This window comes from Nocardiopsis sp. FIRDI 009, from assembly GCF_003386285.1.
Classification (GTDB): Bacteria; Actinomycetota; Actinomycetes; order Streptosporangiales; family Streptosporangiaceae; genus Nocardiopsis.
Window position 1 is genome coordinate 162,958 of sequence record NZ_QPNC01000001.1, and the last position, 21,198, is coordinate 184,155.

Below are 21,198 nucleotides of genomic sequence, written 5' to 3' on the forward strand. Positions count from 1 at the left end.
GCAACACCGGGGCGAACGACCTGTCGTGAGGTTCGTTACCGTCGTGAGATCGCTCCGATATGTCACGAAGTGCGCTCAGTTCGTCGCCGTATGTGTGCCACGCGGTGGCGGGTTCGTGCCGGCACGCGATCGTTCGCGTGGAACGATCCGTCGGTTCACGGCTCCTTAACACTCCTGACTGTCCTTTTACACGCGCGCAACATGTCGGCCCAGGACGAGAAACACCCAGGTCGGACAGTGGCGTCCGTGGTGATCCGCACGGCCCGATGATGCGCTCGCTGACGCCGCCCCTGCATGACCATCCCCCGTCCGTCCTACGGAGGCGACGAAATGATTGACTCTGGCAACACCACGTGGCTGCTGGTCAGCGCCGCGCTGGTGATGCTCATGACCCCGGGCCTGGCCTTCTTCTACGGAGGCATGTCACGGGCCAAGAGCGTGCTCAACATGATGCTCATGAGCTTCGCGAGCATCGCCATCGTCAGTGTCCTGTGGGTGCTCGTCGGGCACTCGCTGACCTACGCCGAGGGGCCCGGAGCGCTCAACCACTTCATCGGCGGCTTCGACTACGTCGGCCTCACCAGCCTCATCGGTGAGATCGAGCCCGCGGCCGACGACGGCAGCGGCGGTTACCCGCTCCTCGTCGACGCCGGGTTCCAGATGATGTTCGCGGTCATCACCGTGGCCCTCATCAGCGGCGCCATCGCCGACCGCGCCAAGTTCGGCGCCTGGCTGATCTTCGTGCCCCTCTGGGCCCTGCTCGCCTACTTCCCCGTCGCCCACTGGGTCTGGGGCGGTGGCTGGTTCGAGCTGATCGGCATCGGCGACGCGGGCGTCATCGACTTCGCGGGCGGTACCGCCGTCCACATCAACGCCGGTGCCGCCGCCCTGGCCCTGACCGTCGTCCTCGGCCGCCGCAAGGGCTTCGGCGTCGAGTCCATGCGCCCCCACAACCTGCCCTTCGTCCTGCTGGGCGCCGCCCTGCTGTGGTTCGGCTGGTTCGGCTTCAACGCCGGTTCGGCCTACGCCGCCGACGCCACCGCCGCCCTCGCCCTGGTCAACACCCAGGTCGCCACGGCCGCCGCGATCATCGCCTGGATGCTCGTCGAGAAGCTGCGCTACGGCAAGGCCAGCGCGCTCGGGTTCGCCTCCGGCGCCGTCGCCGGCCTGGTCGCGATCACGCCCGCCGCCGCCGACGTCACCCCGATGGGCGCCATCGCGGTCGGCCTGGTCTCCGGTGCCCTGTGCGCCTACGCCATCAGCTGGAAGTTCAAGTTCAAGTACGACGACGCGCTCGACGTCGTCGGCGTCCACCTGGTCGGCGGTGTCATCGGTTCGCTGATGATCGGTCTCGTCGCCGCCTCGGCCGCCAGCGGCGCCGACGGCCTCCTCTACGGCGGCGGTGTCGACCTGCTGGCCGTCCAGCTGATCGCCGTGGTCGCCACCATCGTCTACTCCTTCGTCGTCACCTGGATCATCGCCAAGGTCATCGACCTCGTCATGGGCTTCCGGATCCCGGAGGAGGTCGAGACCAACGGCCTCGACCACGAGCTGCACGCCGAGTCCGCCTACGCCTTCGAGGAACTCGACGAGCTGGAAGGAGCGGTCTCCTCGCCGACGCCTCCGGGTGAGGAGACGGCCTCACCGCAGGCCAAGGCCTAGCCTCGACGCTGAGGTCAGGGGACTTGCGCCGCTCGACGCGGTGAGGTGATCCCAGGAGCCGGCGGGGAGTGATCCCCGTCGGCTCCGTCCCGTCGTCCCCGGGCCGTGCGCCCTCCTGCGACCGACGGCCGGGCCGGGACTGGCCGAGGCGCGCGTCCCGGTTGGATACCCTTCAAGGCGATGCGGCGGCAGCGCCGGAGCAACCGTGGGAACCCGCTCGAGGAGACGGCCGGGACACGGAGGACGGCCCCGCACCCCGGCCCTGAACGCGCCGGGCGCTGGCCGCGGGCCGCGGAGCCGCATCCCACGCCAGGGACGGGACACGCGTCGACGGTCCCCCTTCCCAAGGATCCACGCGTATTCGTAGAGCGCCCCGTCCGTCGGGGTCAGGAGGCAAGATGGCGCCGGTCAGTCACAACAGGGGTCGCAGGAGCGGTCGCAGCGTGTTCGCCGCGGCGGGCACGGCCGTCGTGCTCGGTCTGACCGGTTGCTCGACCATCAGCGACCTCCTCCCGGGGGGAGGGGGCGAGGAGGAGCCCAGCCCCGAGCCCACCGAGTCGGTGGCCGCGGCCCCCCTCCTGGAGGAGGCCCTCGCGGACCTGGCCGACTATCCGGCGCTCACGGCGACCGGGCAGGTGGCGCGGAGCGTCGGCGAGGACGTGCAGGACGCCTCCCTGACGGTGGCCGACGGCGGCGCGACCAGCGGCACCATCCGGGCCCACGGCATCGAGGGCGAGATCATCGACGTCGACGGCCGCACCTACGTCCGCGCCACGGAGGACTTCTGGCTGGACCGGGGGGTCGTCGGCCCGGACTTCGACGACTTCGAGGACAACTGGGTGCGCACCTCCGCCGGCCAGGTCGGGATCGAGCCCGGCGCCGTCCTCGCCCCACCGGTCCTGGCCGAGATCCTGGGCGGGCTGGAGATCGAGGAGGAGGACGCGATCGAGGAGAACCTCGACGGCGCCCTGGCCTACCGGATCGACCTGGCGGGTGAGCGCGACCAGGTGTGGATCAACGCCGAGACCCGCCAGATCCAGCGCATCGCCATCGAGGAACTCGTTCCCGAGGGAGCCGAGAGCGGACCCCAGGTGCGGTTCGACCTGGCCCGGGCCGACCAGTCCGCGGTGACGGAGCTCTACGACGGTCTGGTCGCCACGGTCGAGGAGGAGCTCACCGGTTCCCGGGACGCCCGTATCGAGGTGGCCTGGCAGGGTGAGCCGGACATGTCCTGCGGGGAGGGACCCAACTGCACGTGGTCGGGGACCGCCCACGACGCGGGCGGCGCCGACGGTGGCAGCGTCCTGGTCCGGATGGACGTGACCTTCAGCAACGACGAGCTCGGCGAGCAGCGGTGCAGCGACTCCGGCACCCTGGAGGCCGGCGGCGCGCTGGAGCTGTCGTGCAGCGCCGACTACAACAACTCCCAGAGCTCGGACAGCGGCGAGGAGGAGCGTTCGGTGGACGGTTCGGCCCAGCTCTCCACCCGCGGCATGACCGATGAGGAACAGGAGAGCGTCCTGGCGGCCCTGGGCGAGCAGCGCGAGGCGACGCTGTCCGGCGGCGCCGACGACGAGGAGAGCGGCGAGGCGACGGACGGGGAGTCCGCCGAGGAGACGGAGGACTCCGGGAACTGAGCCTCGGCCCAGGGTGGCCGAGGGCAGGTAACCTAGGAGACCAATTCCGAGACGAAGGACTGGCCACACTCGTGTTCGAGACGCTTTCCGACCGGCTGACATCGGTCTTCTCCTCGCTGCGCGGCAAGGGTCGCCTGTCGGAGGAGGACATCAACGCGACCGCGCGGGAGATCCGTCTCGCCCTCCTGGAGGCGGACGTCGCGCTTCCGGTGGTACGCGAGTTCATCGCGCGGATCAAGGAGCGCGCGCGGGGCGAGGAGGTCTCCAAGGCCCTCAACCCGGCGCAGCAGGTCATCAAGATCGTCAACGAGGAACTGGTCGAGATCCTCGGTGGCGAGACGCGGCAGATCCGGTTCGCGAAGAACCCGCCCACCGTCATCATGCTCGCGGGCCTCCAGGGCGCCGGTAAGACCACCCTGGCGGGCAAGCTCGCCAAGTGGCTGGCCGGCGAACGCAACACGCCGCTGCTGGTCGCCGCCGACCTCCAGCGCCCCAACGCGGTCACCCAGCTCCAGGTGGTCGGGGAGCGCGCCGGGACGCCCGTGTTCGCCCCCGAACCGGGCAACGGGGTCGGCGACCCCGTCCAGGTCGCCCGCGACTCCGTCGAGCACGCGCGGCGCAACAACCACAACGTGGTCATCATCGACACCGCGGGCCGCCTCGGTGTGGACAGCGAGATGATGCAGCAGGCCGCGGACATCCGGGACGCGGTCACGCCCGACGAGATCCTGTTCGTCGTCGACGCGATGATCGGTCAGGACGCGGTCAACACCGCCCAGGCCTTCCTCGACGGGGTCGGCTACGACGCGGTCGCGCTCACCAAGCTCGACGGTGACGCGCGCGGTGGCGCCGCGCTGTCCATCCGGCACATCACCGGCCGCCCGATCATGTTCGCCTCCACGGGTGAGAAGCTGGAGGACTTCGACCTCTTCCACCCGGACCGGATGGCCTCGCGCATCCTGGACATGGGTGACGTCCTCACCCTCATCGAGCAGGCGCAGCGCACCTTCGACGAGGCCGAGGTCGAGAAGATGGCCTCGACCATCGCCTCGGACGAGGACTTCACGCTGGACGACTTCCTCCAGCAGATGTCGATGGTCCGCAAGCTCGGCCCGATCGGGAACCTGCTCGGCATGATGCCGGGCATGGGGCAGATGCGCGACCAGATCGACAGCATCGACGACAAGGACCTGGACCGCATCCAGGCCATCATCCAGTCGATGACGCCCGCCGAGCGCGCCAACCCGAAGATGATCAACGGCTCGCGCCGTCTGCGCATCGCCAACGGTTCGGGCACCCAGGTCAGCGACGTCAACGGTCTGGTCACCCGGTTCTTCGAGGCGCAGAAGATGATGCGCAAGATGAAGAACGGTGGCATGCCCGGGATGCCCGGGATGCCGGGCATGGGCGGCGGCAACCGCAAGAAGGCCAAGGCCCAGGGCAAGAAGGCGAAGAAGGGCAAGCAGCGCAGCGGCAACCCGATGAAGGCCCGCCAGCAGGAGGCCGAGCGCGCCGCGCAGCGCCAGCGCCGCCAGGAGGAGGGCGGCCAGACCATGCCGCAGCTGCCTCCGGGCCTCGGCGGCGGGGCCGGCCAGCCGACGCTCCCGCCCGGTCTCGGCGGCCCGAACATGCCGGACCTGTCGAACTTCAAGCTGCCGAAGAAGAAGTAGAGGTAGCCGCGACCCGCGACGGGGTTCGCGGCGTGCGGCCCGCCCCGGAATCCGAGTCCCGGGGCGGGCCGCACGTGCGTCGGGGGTGTGACGATACGCGCCCGGTGTCCTGTCCAAGGAACCCGTCGGCGTCTGGCACAATGAGTAGTCGACTAACGGTGGCTGGCCAGCCCTCTAACTCGCCCGCCGCCCACGTCTGCCCAGGCGGGTGCCACAGCCCCACGTGGTTCGTCGCCGGGCGCCTAACACCGTTAATCGGGAGAAGACCACTCCAGTGGCTGTCAAACTGAAGCTCAAGCGTATGGGCAAGATCCGTACGCCCCAGTACCGCATCATCGTCGCCGACGCCCGCAACAAGCGTGACGGCAAGGCGATCGAGGAGATCGGCAAGTACCACCCCAAGGAGCACCCGAGCCTCATCGAGGTCAACTCCGAGCGGGTCCAGTACTGGCTGTCCGTGGGCGCCCAGCCGTCCGACGCGGTGAAGGTCCTCCTGCGCAAGACCGGTGACTGGCAGAAGTTCAAGGGCCTGCCCGCCCCGGCTCCGCTCCAGGTCGCCGAGGCCAAGGACCCGGAGGCCAAGGAGGCCGCCTTCCAGGCCGCGCTGAAGGAGCTCGTGCTCCCCGGCGGCGAGGCCAAGGGCAAGGCCAAGAAGTCCGAGAAGAAGGCGGACAAGGCGGCTGAGAAGCCCGCCGAGGCCGCCGAGACGGAGAAGTCCGAGGGCGAGGCCTGACGTGCTGGAAGAGGCGCTTGAGCACCTCGTGAAGGGGATCGTCGCGAACTCCGACGACGTCCAGGTGCGGGCCAGGAGGCTCCGCAAGGGCAAAGTCCTGGAGGTCCGGGTCCACCCCGACGACCTTGGCAAGGTGATCGGCCGCAACGGCCGCACCGCCAAGGCCCTGCGGACCGTGATCGGTTCCCTCGCCGGGGGCCGCTACGTCCGTGTGGACCTGTTGGACCTGCACGAGGTGCGCTGACACGCCTCACGGGGCGCCGACCGGACCGGTCGGCGCCCCACAGTCATGCCCGGGGTCCGTCCCCGGGCACCGTCGTCCCGGCCCCGTGCGGGCCGGATCCCAGGGAGGGACGGAGCTCCATGCAGCTCGTTGTGGGCCGGATCGGTCGTGCGCACGGTGTGCGCGGTGACGTCGCGGTCGACGTGCGCACCGACGACCCCGCGGAACGCTTCGCGGTGGGTTCCGTGCTCACCACCGACCCCGCCGACCCGGGCCCCCTGCGCGTGGCCGCCACCCGCCGCCACAGCGGGAAACTGCTCGTGCGCTTCGAGGGCGTCACGGACCGGGACGCCGCCGAGAGACTGCGCGGAACCACCCTGCTGGTGGACTCCGCCGACGTCGCCCCGATCGACGACCCCGACGAGTTCCACGACCACGAGCTCATCGACCTGGACGTGGTGACCACCGACGGCGACCCCGTCGGCCGGGTGGAGGACGTGCTCCACCACGCGCAGGACGTCCTGGTCGTCGCGACCACGGACGGGCGGGAACTCCTCGTCCCGTTCGTGTCCGCCCTGGTTCCCGAGGTCGACGTGGCCGCGGGCCGACTCGTCATCGACCCGCCCGACGGCCTGCTCGATCTCGCCGAGTGAAGGGGCGCCCCATGCGCATCGACATCATCAGCATCTTCCCCGACTACTTCGCCCCCCTGGACCTGTCGCTGATCGGCAAGGCGCGCGCCGCCGGTCTGCTCGACGTCCGGGTCCACGACCTGCGCTCCTGGACCCACGACCGGCACAACACCGTCGACGACACCCCGTACGGCGGTGGCCCCGGCATGGTGATGAAGCCCGAACCGTGGGGTGAGGCGCTCGACGAGGTCGTGGGGGAGGGGACCGCACGGCTGATCCTGCCGACCCCGAGCGGACGGCCGTTCCGCCAGGCCGACGCCGAGCGGCTCGCCGGGGAGGAGCGGCTGGTCTTCGGGTGCGGACGCTACGAGGGGATCGACGCGCGCGTGGCGGTGGACGCCGCCAAACGGATGCCGGTCGAGGAGCTGAGCATCGGCGACTACGTCCTCAACGGGGGCGAGTCGGCCACCCTGGTCATGGTCGAGGCGATCACCCGGCTGCTGCCCGGGGTGCTCGGGAACACGGAGTCGGCGGTGCAGGACTCCTTCGCCTCGGGCGGGATGGAGCACCTCGTCGAGGGCCCCGTCTACACCAAGCCCGCCGAGTGGCGCGGCCAGGAGGTGCCGCCGGTCCTGCTGTCGGGCAACCACGGCGCCGTCGACCGCTGGCGCCGGGACCAGGCGCTGCGCAAGACCGCGCGGAACCGTCCGGACCTGGTGGCGGCCACTCCGGAGGAGCGCCTGGACCGGCGTGACCGGGAGGTTCTCGCGGAGGAGGACGTTCGGGAGGACGGCCAACCTGTGGCAAACTAGGTGAGTTCCCCTTGGTGATCGGCCGCATCCGCATGCCGGCGGCACGACGTCGGCCTCTGTGACGGTCACCCGGGCGGTACGACAGTCAGACCCATGAGGGCCCTCGCCCGCGCACCCCTTCCCGGCCACGGAGCCGGGGACAGGACGCGGAGCGCTACCGATGAGGATTCGCGAGATGCACACCGCCATTCAGGAGCTCGAGAAGGCTCAGCTTCGCACCGACGTCCCGGAGTTCCGCCCCGGTGACACGCTCAACGTTCACGTGCGCGTGACCGAGGGCAACCGGACCCGTGTCCAGGTCTTCAAGGGCGTGGTCATCCGCCGCCAGGGCTCGGGCAACCGTGAGACCTTCACCATCCGCAAGGTGAGCTACGGCGTGGGCGTGGAGCGCACCTTCCCCATCCACACCCCGGCCGTGGAGAAGTACGAGGTCGTCGCCCGCGGCCGCGTGCGTCGCGCCAAGCTGTACTACCTGCGCGACCTGCGCGGGAAGGCGGCCCGTATCCGCGAGCGCCGCGAGCCCGCCGCCAAGTAGTCCCGGCGTTCCCGGCGCGGCTCTCCCCGTAACCTCACCGCCTCCCGGAGGGAGGCAGGATAGGCTTCGGGCGATGAGCAAAGACGACAGGGACCGCGTCGAGGACGGGGTCCAGGACGAGGATTCCGCCCGACCGGGCCCGGAGGAGCACGGCTCCGACACTGGCTCCCGAGTGCACGACCACTCGGGAGCCAGTCGTGTCTCCGCCGGCGACGGTCCGGAGCAGGAGAAGGGGGCGGACGGCGATATGGCCAAGTCCAAGGACAGCGAGAAACAGGGGTCGTTCTGGAAGGAACTCCCCATCCTGATCGTCATCGCCGTCGTGCTGGCCTTCGTGATCAGGACCTGGGTCATGCAGGCCTTCTACATCCCCTCCGGTTCGATGGAGAACACCCTCCTCGTGGGTGACCGGGTGCTCGTCAACAAGGTCGTCTACGAGATCCGCGACATCGAGCGCGGCGAGGTCGTCGTCTTCAACGGTGAGGACTCCTGGGACGACCCCAGCAGCGTTCGGGTTCCCGAGCCGACCAACCCGGTCTCCGCCGCGTTCACGTGGGTGCAGCAGCAACTGGGGGCGGCTCCGACCGGCAGGGAGTACATCAAGCGGGTGATCGGCCTCCCGGGTGACGTGGTCGAGTGCTGCGACGAGCAGAACCGGATCATGGTCAACGGGGTGCCCCTGGAGGAGGACTACCTCTTCCCGGGCAGCGTGGAGAGCCACACCGAGTTCGGCCCGATCGAGGTGCCGGAGGGACACCTGTGGCTGATGGGCGACCACCGAGCGATCTCCGTCGACTCCCGCTCCCACCAGAACGACCCGGGCGGCGGCGCGGTCCCGATCGACCGTGTGGAGGGGCGCGCCTTCGTGATCATCTGGCCGTTCGACCAGTTCGGTTCGCTGAGCGTCCCGGAGACCTTCGAGGAACTCAACGCCGCGGACGGCTGACGCGCGGCCGCTCGGGGAGGACGGGGTGTGACGTGCGGACGGCGGTACGACGTCCGCCGGACGCGTCCCCGGTGACCGATCGGTGAAGGAAATCCTCCCGCTGGGGTACACGGGGGCGTTCCGTGGCGCATGATGGGTTCGGGGTCGTCCTCACGTCGCCCGTCCGTGGGTCCGCCGTCCCGGCGGGAACAAGCCGGGGACCGGTGGTGTCCATGGGACAGGGGGTCGAAACGACCGGAGAGTGCGACGAAAGCGAGCGCGTGGATGAGTTCTGAGGACCTGGAGAAGTACGAGGCCGAGATGGAGCTCCAGCTCTATCGCGAGTACCGGGACGTCGTCGGGCTGTTCAGCTACGTGGTGGAGACCGAACGCCGGTTCTACCTCACCAACCACGTCGACCTCCAACCGCGTTCCACCGAGAACGGGGAGATGTACTTCGAAGTAGTGATGGAGGACGCCTGGGTCTGGGACATGTACCGCCCCGCCCGGTTCGTCCGCAACGTGCGCGTGGTGACGTTCAAGGACGTCAACGTCGAGGAGATCACCAAGGCGGACCTGGAGGTGCCTCCAACCGAGGGCGGCGCGTCCTGACCCCCTGACCGGCGGCGGGACCGACCGCCGCGGGGTTGTCCACAACCGAACAACATCCTCTGGCGTGCTGACCGCCGATCACCGACCGTGGTAACGGGAGGTGATCGGCGATGGACGAGCGGGCCGTGTACCGTCGCGCGTTGGGTGGCCGCGGCGAGGACCTGGCGGTGGTCTTCCTCGAACGGTCCGGGATGCGGGTACTCGACCGCAACTGGCGGGTCCCGGTCGGGGAGATCGACATCGTCGCCCGGGACGGTCGCACCCTGGTCGTCGTCGAGGTCAAGACCCGCACCTCCGTCCGGTTCGGCCATCCGGTCGAGGCCCTCACCCCGGCCAGACGGCGTCGTTTGCGCCGACTCGGCGCGGCCTGGGCTGCCCGACATCGCGCCCCCGCACGGCCACTGCGTGTGGACGGTGTCGGCGTTCTGGTGACCGGCGGTCGTGTGTTCGTCTCCCACGAACGGGGGATGGGCTGATGTCGTTCGGACGCGCTCACTGCGTCACCCTGGTCGGAGTCCAGGGGTACGTCGTGGAGGTGGAGGTCCACCTGGGCGGCGGCAACCCCGGGGTGACCCTGGTCGGGCTGCCCGACGCCGCCCTGCGGGAGGCCCGGGACAGGATTCGCGCGGCCGTGGTCAACAGCGGGGAGCGCTGGCCCAGCGGTCAGATCACCATCAGCCTCTCCCCGGCCAGCCTGCCCAAGTCCGGGAGCCTCTTCGACCTCGCCATCGCCGGTGCCGTCCTGGCCGCCTCGGGCGAGGTGCCGATGGACCGTCTGGTCGACACGGTCCTCATCGCCGAACTGGGTCTGGACGGGCGCGCCCGGCCCGTACGCGGTGTGCTCCCCGCCGTCGTGGCGGCGGTGGACCGGGGCCACGGCCGCTTCGTCGTCGCGCGCGGCAACGCCGACGAGGCCCGGCTCGTGCCCGGGGTCGAGGTGCGGGCGGTGGACACGCTGGCCGACGTGTGCCACTGGCTGCGCGGCGGCGATCCCATCGAGGAGCCCGACGACCCGTCCGGGTCGCCCGCGACCACCGCCGAGAACCCCGGTCTGGACCTGGCCGACGTGCTCGGGCAGCCGGTGGCGCGCAGGGCCGTGGAGATCGCGGCCGCCGGAGGGCACAACCTCATGATGCTGGGGCCGCCGGGGACGGGCAAGAGCCTGCTGGCCGAACGGCTGCCCACGGTGTTGCCCCGGCTGACCCCGGCCCAGGCGTTGGAAGCGACGGCGATCCACTCGGTGGCGGGCAGTCTGCCGCGGGGAGCGCCGCTGATCACCTCCCCACCCTTCGCCGCGCCGCACCACTCGGCCAGCCGCGCGTCGATCATCGGCGGCGGCAGCGGGCACCCCACCCCCGGTCGGGCCTCCAAGGCCCACCACGGTGTGCTCTTCGTGGACGAGGCCCCACAGTTCAGCAGGGGCGTCCTGGACTCGCTGCGCGAACCTCTGGAGCGGGGCGAGGTCGTCCTGGCCCGGGCCTCGGCCACGGTGGTCCTGCCCGCCCGCTTCCAGCTCGTGATGGCGGCCAACCCGTGTCCCTGCGCCAAACCCGGATCCCTGTGCACCTGCCCGCCGGGCGAGCGCCGCAGGTACATGTCCCGGCTCTCCGGACCCCTGCTCGACCGGGTCGACCTCAAGGTGGAACTCCAGCCGGTGGCCCGGGCCGAACTCCTCGCGGACCGGGCGTTCGCCGAGTCCTCCGCGGTCGTGGCGGCGCGGGTGGAGAAGGCACGGGCCCGCGCGGCGGCACGGCTGTCACACACACCGTGGACCACCAACGCGCAGATTCCGGGGGCGCGGCTGCGCCGGGAGTTCCCGGTGGAACCGGCGGCGCTGCGGGTGCTCGGCGGAGCCATGGACCGGGGCCAGATCAGCGCCCGGGGCGTCGACCGGGCGCTACGGGTCGCCTGGACCCTGGCCGACCTCGCCGAACGGGACCGTCCCGGCGAGGAGGAGACCGCCTACGCCTTCGCACTCTGGTCGGGGCGAGCGTGGTGAGGCGGCCGTCGGGACGCGGCCCCCGGGCCGGGGGCCGTGGAGACGAGGGGCACGGGACGTCGCGCGGAGACGGAACCGGGATCCGAACACGGCGGGAGCCCGGGCGGCGCCACGTCAGGGGTGGTCGACGTGTGTGCGGCGACACGAGGAGCCCACGGGATGCGTTGGGGGACAGGAGACGCGCGGGCGGGCGGACACGACCGTCGGGGAACCGGGGGTGCGACGGTGCGGAAGGAGGAACCGGTGGCTGGACGGGACGGGGACGAGGAGGCGGACGCCCGGGCGCGGGCCTGTCTGACGGCCGTGGTGCCGCCGGGGGAGCCGTGGGTGGGGGAGATGCTCGCCGACCACGGTGCGGACCGGGTGTGGGCGGAACTGACGGGGGGCGCGCCGCCGCCGAAGGTGGCGAGCACCACCGGGGCCGATCCGATCACCCGGGACCGGCTGCGGCGGCGCTGGGAGCGGTGGAGCCGCCGGGCCGCGACGGTGGACGCCGACGCCCTGTTGAGCGCCTCCGCCGAGGCCGGGGTCCGGTTCGTGGTCCCGGGCGATCCGGAGTGGCCGGGACGGCTCGACGCCCTGGACCTGCCCGGCGGCAGCCGGTCGCACGGCCTGTGGGTACGCGGCCGGGGCGACCTGCGCAACCTGTGCCTGCGGTCGGTGGCCGTGGTGGGCGCCCGGGCCGCGACCGCCTACGGCGAGCACGTCGCCGCGGAACTCTCCTACGACCTGGCCGCGCGCTCGGTCGTGGTGGTCTCCGGGGGCGCGTACGGCATCGACGGGGCGGCGCACCGGGCGGCGCACGCGGTGGGCAACACCGTGGTCGTGTTGGCCTGCGGGCTGGACGTGGACTACCCGAAGGGGCACGCGGGCCTGTTCGCGGACGTGGCCAGGAGCGGCGTCCTGGTCAGCGAGCGGCCCGTGGGAGCCGCCCCCCGCGCCCCCGACTTCCTGGTGCGCAACCGGCTGATCGCGGCGCTCACGCCCGGAACCGTGGTGGTGGAGGCCGGGCGACGCAGCGGGGCGTTGAACACCGCCTCGCACGCCGTGGAGATGCACCGGACACTCATGGCGGTGCCGGGACCGGTGACGTCGGCGATGTCGGTCGGCTGCCACATCCTGCTCCGTGACTGGCAGGCGGGCTGCGTCACCTGCGCCGACGACGTGCTCGCCCAGGTGGTGCCCCTCGACGACGAGCCCCCGGGTCCCGGCCCGCTGCGGGTGGCGGCCGACCTCGACCCCGGGACGGCGCGGGTGCTGGAGGCCGTACCGCGGGCCGGGGCGGGAACCGCGACGATCGCCGCGCACAGCGGCGCCACGCTGGAACAGGCCATGCGGTCCCTGGGGCTGCTCGCGGCGGCGGGGTACGTGGAGCGCTGCGCCGCCGGCTGGCGGACTCCGCGATGAGGTGCACCCGTTCGCCGCCGGATTCCGCCGCAGTGGTCCGGGTACGGTCAATGTCATGGCTTCCACGTACAGCGACGCCCTTGTGGCCGATGGTCCCCTCCTGTTCGTCTCCGGGCAGATCCCGCAGGCTCCCGACGGGAGCGTCGCCGGGGACGTGACGGGACAGACCCGCCAGGTCTTCCGCAACATCGAGGCGGTCCTCGCCCGGCACGGCGCCGACCTCACCCACGTGGTGAAGCTCACCTACTACCTGCGCCACATCACCGACCTCGACGAGTTCCGTCCCGCCGTCCTGTCCTGCCTTCCCGGAGACCACCGCCCGGCCGCGACCCTGGTGGAGGTCAGCGGTCTGATCAACCCGAGTTACCTGCTGGAGATCGACGCCGTCGCCTGCCTTCCCCGGAGGTGACGGTGCTGGAGCCCTTCGCCGCCCACCTGTCCGGTGAGCTCGGCCGGTCACCGCACACGGTGCGCGGTTACCTCGCCGACCTGCGCTCGCTCCTGGCCCACCTGGAGGAGACCGGGCACGAGGTGGCGGAGCTGGACGTACCGCTGGTGCGCGCCTGGCTGTCGCGGGCCCGCGACGCCGGGGCGAGCCGGGCCACGATCGCGCGCCGGGTGGCCGCAGTGCGGGCCTTCACCCGGTTCCTGCACCGCGAGGGCGTCCTGGCCACCGACCCCGGTCCGCGCCTGGCCGGTCCCGCCCAGCACAGGTCGCTGCCGACGGTGCTGGACGAGCGTCAGGCAGCCGAGGCGCTCTCCCGGGCGCCCGCTGAGTCCCCGGTCGGGCTGCGCCGTCACGCCGTGGTGGAGATGCTCTACGCCACGGGGGTTCGGGTGGCGGAGCTGTGCGCCCTCGACCTGGAGGACGTGGACCGCGAGCGGAACACGGTGCGTGCGGTGGGCAAGGGGGACAAGGAGCGCACGGTACCCGTGGGCGCGCCCGCCCTCGACGCGCTGGACGCCTGGCTCGCCGAGGGACGGCCCGAACTGGCCACCGGGGCCAGCGGAGCGGCGGTGTTCCTCGGTGCGAGGGGCGGCCGTCTGGGGGTGCGCCAGGCCAGGGAGGACGTCCACGCCCACCTGAGCGCCGCCGGGGTGGACAGCGGCCCGCACGGTCTGCGGCACAGCGCCGCCACCCACCTGCTCAACGGCGGTGCCGACCTACGCAGTGTGCAGGAGTTCCTGGGCCACGCCAGTCCCCGCAGCACCCAGGTGTACACGCACGTGTCCGTGGAGCGGCTCCGCGACACCTACCGGCGGGCCCACCCCCGCGCCTGACTACTCTTCGCTGTCCCTCTCCGCCACGGGTGTGGCGAGCCGTCGACGGAAGGCCAGCGCGGTCACCCCGACCGACCCGCCGATCGCCGTCGGCACCGCCACCAGGGCCGCCGTCGCGATGCGTGCGGGTCGGAGGCGTTCACACGTGTCCTCCCCGTTCGACCAGCGTTCCGACGCGCTGCCGTCGTCGTTTCCCCCCGGTGGTTGTCGATGTTTTCTCCGCACTGTTCTTCGTGGTGCTCGGTGCGGGTGTCGATGAACCGCCATGCCGTGGCGGTCTCGACCGTGGCTGCGGGGTTCTCCCTCCGTTCGGGCTGTTCGAGGGTGATCTCGTTTTTCCCTCAGGCCGGGCTCTGTTCCCGGTTCGGCGTCGGATCCCCCCGGCGGGGTGTCGCCGGGGGCGGCCAGGGGCCGCACGTCGGCGGCGAAGCGTGCGGCCCCACCGGAGTACGTCCGTCGTCGATGTTCTCCTTCTCAGCCTCCACGGGGTTCGTCCCGTTTTCCCCGTGGCGTTCCGTCGGGAAAGCCACAGCGGCGCCCCATCGTGCTTGGGATGTGTTTCCGATGGGATGAAGCTCCTGGTTCCGGGGCGGAGGTGCGACCGGGATCCCTTTTCCCGTCCGGGGCGTGATGCGTTCCCGGTGTTGCGCGCATCACGGCGGTGCGGCGAGGGGAAACAGCCGGACCTTTCCGCGGCCGAGCAGGGACAACGGGTCCAGGTGGGTGGTGCCGTGGAGCAGGCCCCAGTGCAGGCAGGGGCGGTCGGCGCAGTGCGCCGGACCCTCCGCGAGCGTTCCGATCACCTGCCCGGCCTCGACCGGGTCGCCCCGGGCGAGCGCGGACTCCACCGGCAGGTAGGTGGTGCGCAGGTCTCCGTGGGCCACGCTGAGCAGAGGTGTTCCCGCCACGGGGCCGACGAAGTGCACCCTTCCGGGGCCGGCCGCGTACACCTCCTCCCCCGGTTCGGCGGCGAGGTCGACCCCCAGGTGACCGGGGAGCCAGCGCTGCGCCGGTGGGTCGAATCCGCGCAGGACCGTCACCGGCTCGGCCAGGGGCCAGTGCCAGGCGGCCCGCGCGGCGGTTCGGTCCGGGGTGAGGGGGAACAGCAGAAGGGAGAAGGCCAGCAGCAGACGGATGAGGCGGCGAGGGCTCATACGTCAAGGGTCGGGTGAACGGGGGTGGTGCGCCAGGGGTCGGGGAAAGCTGTGGACAACCCGTCCACAGGGGGTGGCGTCCCCTGGACACAGCGCAGGTCCTGTGTATCCCCGACGGAGGATAGAATCGTCTGCGGCCCATCGGGCCGACCACAATTCGCACGTCCACGCGCCTCCCCCGGGAGGGGCCGCACCCACGGTCCACACCGCTTCGGCGGAGTGGCGGTACGGCCGGGGCGTCAGGCACAACCGACGGCGGAGCACGCCTCCGCCACCGCAAGGAGGACCAGGTCATGGCCACAGTCGTGACGATCCGCCAGCTCCTGGAGAGCGGCGTCCACTTCGGGCACCAGACCCGCCGCTGGAACCCGAAGATGAAGCGCTTCATCTTCACCGAGCGCAACGGCATCTACATCATCGACCTGCAGAAGTCGCTGGCCTACATCGACCGGGCCTACGAGTTCGTCAAGCAGACGGTCGCCCACGGCGGCACCATCCTGTTCGTCGGCACCAAGAAGCAGGCCCAGGAGGCCATCGACGAGCAGGCCCGCCGCGTCGGCATGCCCTTCGTCAACCAGCGCTGGCTGGGCGGCATGCTCACCAACTTCTCCACCGTCCACAAGCGGCTCCAGCGCCTCAAGGAGCTGGAGGAGATCGACTTCGACGACGTCGCCGGCTCCTCGCTCACCAAGAAGGAGCTCCTCAACCTCCGCCGTGAGAAGGAGAAGCTGGAGCGCACCCTCGGCGGTATCCGCGACATGTCCCGCGTGCCCAGCGCCGTGTGGATCGTGGACACCAAGAAGGAGCACATCGCGATCAGCGAGGCCCGGAAGCTGAACATCCCGGTCGTCGCGATCCTGGACACCAACTGCGACCCCGACGAGGTCGACTACCCGATCCCGGGCAACGACGACGCCATCCGCAGCGTCAGCCTGCTCACCCGCGTCGTCGCCGACGCCGTCGCCGACGGCCTGCTGGCCCGCTCCGGTGCCTCCGCCGAGGCCGCCGGCGAGGAGAAGGCCGCCGAGGAGCCCCTGGCCGAGTGGGAGCGCGAGCTCCTGGAGGGCAAGGGCGAGGCCGCCGCTCCCGCCGAGCAGGCCCCCGCCGAGGAGGCTCCGGCTGAGGCCGCCGCCGACAAGCCCGCCGAGGAGACCCCGGCCCCCGAGGCTTCCGCCGAGTAGGCACCGGGTCATCCCACCCCGCCGCCCCACCGACGCCGGTGGGGCGGCTCACGCGGGTCCGCGGGTGCCGCCCCGTGGCCCCAGACCACCGACGCTCCACTCCAAGGGAATCCGAGAACAGTCATGGCGAACTTCACCGCCGCGGACGTCAAGAAGCTGCGCGACATGACCGGCTCCGGCATGATGGCCTGCAAGAAGGCCCTCACCGAGGCCGACGGCGACTTCGACAAGGCCGTCGAGGCCCTGCGCATCAAGGGTGCCAAGAAGCAGGCCGAGCGCGGCGAGCGCACCGCCGCCCAGGGCATGGTCGTCCTCAAGCAGGAGGGCGAGGGCAAGGCCACGCTGATCGAGCTCAACTGCGAGACCGACTTCGTCGCCAAGAACGACCAGTTCATCGCGCTGGCCAACGAGGTCGCCGACTTCGTCGCCGACTCCGACAGCGACGACCTCGCCACCGTCTCCGCCGCCGAGATCGAGCCGGGCAAGACGCTCCAGGCCTTCATCGAGGAGAAGGGCGCGGTCATCGGCGAGAAGCTTCAGCTGCGCCGCATCGCCAAGTTCGAGGGCGCCTACGTCGCCAGCTACCTGCACAAGTCCGACCCCGACCTGCCGCCCACCATGGGTGTCCTGGTCGAGCTGGACAAGGCCGACGCCGAGGTGGGCAAGGACGTCGCCCAGCAGATCGCCGCTCTGGCCCCGCAGTACGTCGGCAAGGACGACGTCCCGGCCGACGTGGTGGAGAAGGAGCGCAGCATCGCCGAGCAGACCACCCGCGAGGAGGGCAAGCCGGAGCAGGCGATCCCCAAGATCGTGGAGGGCCGCCTGAACGGCTTCTTCAAGGAGGTCACCCTCCTCGGCCAGCCGTTCGTCAAGGAGAACAAGAAGACGGTCCAGCAGGTCGTCGACGAGGCCGGCGTGACCGTCAAGCGCTTCGTTCGCTTCAAGGTCGGCCAGGCCTAGGGATTTGACATGATGGAGGTGCCGGGGAGAGTGCTCCCCGGCACCTTCGGCGGATATGGGCGGGTTCGGACGCGTGAGCGCCCCGTCCGTCCGCAGCAGGAGCACTCGGGGGACCCTGTGCCGCTCGGGAACAACAAGGGAGGCCACAGGCCGTGTCGGAGAACGAAGCGATGAGCACCGAGACCGCCATGCACGATTCCGGTTGGAAACGTGTGATGCTCAAACTCTCCGGGGAGGCCTTCGCGGGCGGCGGCGGCCTGGGCATCGACCCCGAGGTCGTCCAGTATGTCGCCGAGTCCATCGCCGAGGCCGTCTCCGAGGGTATCCAGGTCGCCGTCGTGGTCGGCGGCGGCAACATGTTCCGCGGCGCGCAGCTCACCGAGGGCGGTATCGAGCGCGGCCGGGCCGACTACATGGGCATGCTCGGCACGGTCATCAACTGCCTCGCCCTCCAGGACTTCCTGGAGCGCCTCGGTGTGGACACGCGCGTGCAGACCGCGATCCACATGAGCCAGGTCGCCGAGGCCTACATTCCCCGCCGCGCCGTCCGCCACCTGGAGAAGGGCCGTGTCGTCATCTTCGGCGCCGGTCTGGGCGCACCGTTCTTCTCCACCGACACCACCGCCGCCCAGCGCGCGTTGGAGATCGGGGCGCAGGCGGTCCTCAAGGGCACCCAGGTCGACGGGGTCTACGACTCCGACCCGCAGCGCAACCCGGACGCGGTCAAGTTCGACAAGCTCAACTACAACGAGGTCCTCACCCGCGGCCTCAAGGTCATGGACGCCACAGCGGTCAGCCTGTGCATGGACAACGGGCTGCCCATCGTCGTCTTCGACCTGATGAGCCAGGGCAACATCCTGCGCGCCGTCCGCGGTGAGAAGATCGGCACCATCGTCGGACCGGCCCCCGCCTGACGCGGGCGCGCCACCCCAGTAAGCCACGAACACCAGAGTCGATTCCGGGAGCGCCAACAATGATCGAAGAGACCCTCCTCGAAACCGAGGAGAAGATGGAGAAAGCCGTCGCGGTGGCGAAGGAGGACTTCTCCACCATCCGCACGGGACGTCCCACGCCCGCGACCTTCAACAAGATCACCGTGGACTACTACGGTGCCAGGACGCCGATCAACCAGCTGGCCTCGTTCTCGGTTCCCGAACCGCGCATGGTGGTCATCTCGCCGTTCGACGTCAACGCCCGGACCGAGATCATCAACGCCATCCGCAACAGCGATCTGGGTGTGAACCCCTCCGACGACGGTCAGGTCATCCGCGTGGTGTTCCCGGACCTGTCCGAGGAGCGCCGCAAGGAGTACGTGAAGGTGGCGCGGACCAAGGCCGAGGACAGCAAGGTCTCGATCCGCAACATCCGCCGTCACGCCAAGGACGCCTTCGAGAAGGCCGTCAAGGCGGGCGAGCTCGGTGAGGACGAGGCGCACCGTGCCCAGGCCGAGCTGGACAAGCTGGCCCACACCTACGTCGCGTCGGTCGACGAGCTGCTCAAGCACAAGGAAGCGGAACTGCTCGAGGTTTAGTGGTGACCACTCCTTCCAGCGGCTCCGGAGGCGACGACCTCTCGCCGGAGCACAGACCCGACGAGGGATCGCCCGCCGAGGAGGCCGCCGGGCAGCGCTTCGTGCTGCACAAGCCGGGAGGTGAGCCGGTCAAGACCGGTCGCAACCTCCCGGTGGCCATCGCCAGCGGGTGCGTTCTGGGCGCACTCGTCTTCTTCTCGATCTTTCCCCTGCCCCAGCTGTTCACGATCATCACCTCGCTCGCGGTGCTGATCGGTCTGCGTGAGGTCAACCGGGCGTTCGCCGGAAAGGGCATGGCCCTGGCCGTGGCCCCGATGGCCCTCGGCGGCGTGGTCATGCAGGTCTGCGCCTACTTCGGCGGGGCCGACTGGTTGGTGGGGGCGACGGCGCTCACCGCGATCGCCCTGCTCGTGTGGCGGCTGCGCGGCGGCGTGGAGGGGTTCGTCGCCGACGTGTCGGCGAACCTGTTCACGCTGCTCTACCTGCCGTTCCTGCTCGGCACGTGGCAGCTGCTCATCTCCCATCCGGAGGACGGGCAGTTCCGCCTGGTGACGTTCATCGTCGTGACCATCTCCAGCGACATCGGCGGGTACTTCGCCGGGATCCTGCTCGGCCGGCACAAGATGGCGCCGGTGATCAGCCCGAACAAGACGTGGGAGGGCTTCGGCGGCTCGGTCGTCGGCTGCGCGGTGGCCGGCGCCCTGTGCGTCGTCCTGATGTTGGACGGGCCCTGGTGGGTCGGGGTGCTGCTGGGACTGGCGGTCGTGCTCGCGGCCACGGTGGGCGACCTCATCGAGTCGCTCTTCAAACGCGACCTCGGTGTCAAGGACATGGGCAGTTTCATGCCGGGGCACGGCGGGCTGATGGACCGGCTGGACTCCCTGCTGATCGCGGCGCCCGTGGTGTGGACGGTCCTGGGCCTGCTGCTCTGACGAGGGGCCGCGTCCGGTCGGCCCCGGCTGTCCGCGACACCCCGGAGTCGACGTACGCGGCCCCCGGACGGATACGCTCGGTCCGTGGATGAACCGTTGATCGACCGCATGCGCTCCTACGGCGAGACCGTCTTCGCGGAGATGACCCGTCTGGCCGTCGAGACCGAATCCGTCAACCTCGGCCAGGGGTTTCCCGACACCGACGGACCCCGTTCCCTCCTGGAGGCGGCCACCGGGCACATCCTGGGCGGGGTGAACCAGTACCCGCCGGGACCCGGCCGTCCCGAACTGCGCCGGGCGGTGAGCCGGTACCGCGCCCGCCACTACGGCATCGAACTCGACCCCGACTCCGAGGTCTACGTGACCGTCGGCGCCACCGCCGGGATCGCCGCGTCGCTGCTCGCCCTGGTGGAACGGGGCGACGAGGTGGTCGTCTTCGAGCCGATGTACGACTCCTACGCCGCGATGATCTCCCTGGCCGGAGGGGTGCGCAGGCCGGTGGCCCTGCGACCGGACCCCGAGCGGGGCGCGTTCACCTTCGACCCCGACGAACTGCGGGCCGCGGTGGGTCCGCGCACCCGCATGATCATCGTGAACACCCCGCACAATCCGACGGGGACCGTGTTCACGACCGAGGAACTCCAGACGATCGCCGGGGTGTGCCGGGAGCACGACCTGATCGCCCTCACCGACGAGGTGTACGAGTTCCTCACCTTCGACGGGCTGCCGCACGTGCCCCTGGCGACCCTGCCGGGGATGCGCGAGCGAACCCTGTCGGTGTCCTCGGTGGGCAAGATGTTCGCCGTCACCGCCTGGAAGACCGGCTGGGTCATGGGTCCCGAGCCGCTGGTGCGCGCCGTGCGCACGGTCAACCAGTTCCTGACCTTCTCCGCCAACGGTGCCCTCCAACTGGCGGTCGCCGACGCCATCGACCACGAGGGGGAGTGGATCGAGGCCCAGCGCGCCTCCCTCCAGACCAAGCGCGACCGGCTGGCCGCGGGGCTGATCCGGGCCGGGTTCGACGTGCACCGGTGCGAGGGCACCTACTTCCTCATGGCCGACATCCGCCCCCTGGGCCACGGCGACGGGGTGGCCGTGGCCCGGGCCCTGCCGCGTGAGGCCGGAGTGGCCGCGGTGCCCGCCCAGGTCTTCTACGACCACGAGGAGGAGGGCGCGCACCTGCTGCGGTTCGCGTTCTGCAAACGGGACGAGGTGCTGGACGAGGCCGTGGAGCGGCTGACCGTCTGGCGCAAGCACGGCGCCTGATCTGGTTTTCGGGGCGGTCGCTCCGGAGGTGTCGTCGGGACGCCCG

The 21,198-nt window shown here is 70.8% G+C and carries 22 protein-coding genes; 21 read left to right on the plus strand and 1 reads right to left on the minus strand.

What is annotated here, in order from left to right:
* Positions 1 to 330 precede the first annotated feature (330 nt).
* From DVR05_RS00685 to DVR05_RS00755, 15 genes are all read left to right on the plus strand, one after another.
* On the plus strand, positions 331 to 1,662 hold the full coding sequence (locus tag DVR05_RS00685) for an ammonium transporter (protein WP_116243807.1): 1,332 nt from the start codon (positions 331 to 333) through the stop codon (positions 1,660 to 1,662).
* 398 nt (positions 1,663 to 2,060) lie between these two features.
* Positions 2,061 to 3,299, plus strand: coding sequence for a hypothetical protein (locus tag DVR05_RS00690; RefSeq protein WP_116243808.1), 1,239 nt, complete (start codon positions 2,061 to 2,063; stop codon positions 3,297 to 3,299).
* Between the two features lie 71 nt (positions 3,300 to 3,370).
* On the plus strand, positions 3,371 to 4,969 hold the full coding sequence (gene ffh, locus DVR05_RS00695; RefSeq protein WP_116243809.1) for a signal recognition particle protein: 1,599 nt from the start codon (positions 3,371 to 3,373) through the stop codon (positions 4,967 to 4,969).
* 274 nt (positions 4,970 to 5,243) lie between these two features.
* Positions 5,244 to 5,702, plus strand: coding sequence for a 30S ribosomal protein S16 (gene rpsP / locus DVR05_RS00700; protein ID WP_116243810.1), 459 nt, complete (start codon positions 5,244 to 5,246; stop codon positions 5,700 to 5,702).
* A 1-nt stretch (position 5,703) separates the two neighbouring features.
* The gene (locus DVR05_RS00705) at positions 5,704 to 5,946 is read left to right on the plus strand and encodes an RNA-binding protein (RefSeq protein WP_017598215.1); all 243 of its coding nucleotides are present in this window, start codon (positions 5,704 to 5,706) and stop codon (positions 5,944 to 5,946) included.
* Between the two features lie 119 nt (positions 5,947 to 6,065).
* Positions 6,066 to 6,578: a ribosome maturation factor RimM gene (rimM, locus tag DVR05_RS00710; RefSeq protein WP_116243811.1), complete on the plus strand. Its 513-nt coding sequence runs from the start codon at positions 6,066 to 6,068 to the stop codon at positions 6,576 to 6,578.
* Between the two features lie 11 nt (positions 6,579 to 6,589).
* Entirely contained in the window at positions 6,590 to 7,369 is a 780-nt protein-coding gene (gene trmD, locus DVR05_RS00715; protein WP_116243812.1) for a tRNA (guanosine(37)-N1)-methyltransferase TrmD, read from the plus strand.
* Positions 7,370 to 7,544: 175 nt separating this feature from the next.
* Positions 7,545 to 7,904: a 50S ribosomal protein L19 gene (gene rplS / locus DVR05_RS00720; protein ID WP_116243813.1), complete on the plus strand. Its 360-nt coding sequence runs from the start codon at positions 7,545 to 7,547 to the stop codon at positions 7,902 to 7,904.
* Positions 7,905 to 7,977: 73 nt separating this feature from the next.
* Positions 7,978 to 8,850: a signal peptidase I gene (gene lepB, locus DVR05_RS00725; protein ID WP_116243814.1), complete on the plus strand. Its 873-nt coding sequence runs from the start codon at positions 7,978 to 7,980 to the stop codon at positions 8,848 to 8,850.
* Positions 8,851 to 9,114: 264 nt separating this feature from the next.
* Positions 9,115 to 9,441: a DUF2469 domain-containing protein gene (locus tag DVR05_RS00730; protein WP_116243815.1), complete on the plus strand. Its 327-nt coding sequence runs from the start codon at positions 9,115 to 9,117 to the stop codon at positions 9,439 to 9,441.
* A gap of 110 nt (positions 9,442 to 9,551) precedes the next feature.
* Positions 9,552 to 9,917: a YraN family protein gene (locus DVR05_RS00735; protein WP_116243816.1), complete on the plus strand. Its 366-nt coding sequence runs from the start codon at positions 9,552 to 9,554 to the stop codon at positions 9,915 to 9,917.
* Complete coding sequence (locus DVR05_RS00740; protein WP_116243817.1) at positions 9,917 to 11,440, plus strand: YifB family Mg chelatase-like AAA ATPase; 1,524 nt, start codon at positions 9,917 to 9,919, stop codon at positions 11,438 to 11,440. Before DVR05_RS00735 ends, DVR05_RS00740 begins: the two co-directional genes overlap by 1 nt.
* A gap of 243 nt (positions 11,441 to 11,683) precedes the next feature.
* Positions 11,684 to 12,847, plus strand: coding sequence for a DNA-processing protein DprA (locus tag DVR05_RS00745; protein WP_232831905.1), 1,164 nt, complete (start codon positions 11,684 to 11,686; stop codon positions 12,845 to 12,847).
* 55 nt (positions 12,848 to 12,902) lie between these two features.
* Positions 12,903 to 13,256 (plus strand): RidA family protein, encoded by a 354-nt coding sequence (locus DVR05_RS00750; protein WP_116243959.1) that lies wholly within the window; start codon positions 12,903 to 12,905, stop codon positions 13,254 to 13,256.
* A gap of 2 nt (positions 13,257 to 13,258) precedes the next feature.
* Positions 13,259 to 14,128 carry a tyrosine recombinase XerC gene (locus DVR05_RS00755; protein ID WP_232831906.1) on the plus strand — a complete coding sequence of 290 codons (870 nt, stop codon included), beginning with the start codon at positions 13,259 to 13,261 and terminating at the stop codon, positions 14,126 to 14,128.
* Between the two features lie 653 nt (positions 14,129 to 14,781).
* Here DVR05_RS00755 and DVR05_RS00760 read toward each other — a convergent pair.
* Positions 14,782 to 15,282, minus strand: coding sequence for a M23 family metallopeptidase (locus DVR05_RS00760; protein ID WP_116243820.1), 501 nt, complete (start codon positions 15,280 to 15,282; stop codon positions 14,782 to 14,784).
* Between the two features lie 293 nt (positions 15,283 to 15,575).
* On the opposite strand from DVR05_RS00760, the gene rpsB reads away from it, so the two are divergent.
* From rpsB to DVR05_RS00790, 6 genes are all read left to right on the plus strand, one after another.
* The gene (gene rpsB, locus DVR05_RS00765; RefSeq protein ID WP_116243821.1) at positions 15,576 to 16,463 is read left to right on the plus strand and encodes a 30S ribosomal protein S2; all 888 of its coding nucleotides are present in this window, start codon (positions 15,576 to 15,578) and stop codon (positions 16,461 to 16,463) included.
* A gap of 123 nt (positions 16,464 to 16,586) precedes the next feature.
* Positions 16,587 to 17,423 (plus strand): translation elongation factor Ts, encoded by an 837-nt coding sequence (tsf, locus tag DVR05_RS00770; RefSeq protein ID WP_116243822.1) that lies wholly within the window; start codon positions 16,587 to 16,589, stop codon positions 17,421 to 17,423.
* Between the two features lie 170 nt (positions 17,424 to 17,593).
* Positions 17,594 to 18,337, plus strand: coding sequence for a UMP kinase (gene pyrH / locus DVR05_RS00775; protein WP_116243823.1), 744 nt, complete (start codon positions 17,594 to 17,596; stop codon positions 18,335 to 18,337).
* Positions 18,338 to 18,396: 59 nt separating this feature from the next.
* Positions 18,397 to 18,954: a ribosome recycling factor gene (frr, locus tag DVR05_RS00780; RefSeq protein WP_116243824.1), complete on the plus strand. Its 558-nt coding sequence runs from the start codon at positions 18,397 to 18,399 to the stop codon at positions 18,952 to 18,954.
* A gap of 2 nt (positions 18,955 to 18,956) precedes the next feature.
* Positions 18,957 to 19,886, plus strand: a complete 930-nt coding sequence (locus DVR05_RS00785) for a phosphatidate cytidylyltransferase (RefSeq protein ID WP_116243960.1) — start codon at positions 18,957 to 18,959, stop codon at positions 19,884 to 19,886.
* 84 nt (positions 19,887 to 19,970) lie between these two features.
* A complete protein-coding gene (locus DVR05_RS00790) occupies positions 19,971 to 21,152 on the plus strand; it encodes a pyridoxal phosphate-dependent aminotransferase (protein ID WP_116243825.1) in 1,182 nt (393 codons plus the stop codon).
* Positions 21,153 to 21,198 lie beyond the last annotated feature (46 nt).

Coding starts and splice junctions, on each gene's coding strand:
- DVR05_RS00685 (WP_116243807.1), top strand. CDS start 331: ATGATTGACTCTGGCAACACCACGTGGCTGCTGGTCAGCGCCGCGCTG.
- DVR05_RS00690 (WP_116243808.1), top strand. CDS start 2,061: ATGGCGCCGGTCAGTCACAACAGGGGTCGCAGGAGCGGTCGCAGCGTG.
- rimM (WP_116243811.1), top strand. CDS start 6,066: ATGCAGCTCGTTGTGGGCCGGATCGGTCGTGCGCACGGTGTGCGCGGT.
- trmD (WP_116243812.1), top strand. CDS start 6,590: ATGCGCATCGACATCATCAGCATCTTCCCCGACTACTTCGCCCCCCTG.
- rplS (WP_116243813.1), top strand. CDS start 7,545: ATGCACACCGCCATTCAGGAGCTCGAGAAGGCTCAGCTTCGCACCGAC.
- lepB (WP_116243814.1), top strand. CDS start 7,978: ATGAGCAAAGACGACAGGGACCGCGTCGAGGACGGGGTCCAGGACGAG.
- DVR05_RS00730 (WP_116243815.1), top strand. CDS start 9,115: ATGAGTTCTGAGGACCTGGAGAAGTACGAGGCCGAGATGGAGCTCCAG.
- DVR05_RS00735 (WP_116243816.1), top strand. CDS start 9,552: ATGGACGAGCGGGCCGTGTACCGTCGCGCGTTGGGTGGCCGCGGCGAG.
- DVR05_RS00740 (WP_116243817.1), top strand. CDS start 9,917: ATGTCGTTCGGACGCGCTCACTGCGTCACCCTGGTCGGAGTCCAGGGG.
- DVR05_RS00750 (WP_116243959.1), top strand. CDS start 12,903: ATGGCTTCCACGTACAGCGACGCCCTTGTGGCCGATGGTCCCCTCCTG.
- DVR05_RS00760 (WP_116243820.1), bottom strand. CDS start 15,282: ATGAGCCCTCGCCGCCTCATCCGTCTGCTGCTGGCCTTCTCCCTTCTG.
- rpsB (WP_116243821.1), top strand. CDS start 15,576: ATGGCCACAGTCGTGACGATCCGCCAGCTCCTGGAGAGCGGCGTCCAC.
- tsf (WP_116243822.1), top strand. CDS start 16,587: ATGGCGAACTTCACCGCCGCGGACGTCAAGAAGCTGCGCGACATGACC.
- pyrH (WP_116243823.1), top strand. CDS start 17,594: ATGAGCACCGAGACCGCCATGCACGATTCCGGTTGGAAACGTGTGATG.
- frr (WP_116243824.1), top strand. CDS start 18,397: ATGATCGAAGAGACCCTCCTCGAAACCGAGGAGAAGATGGAGAAAGCC.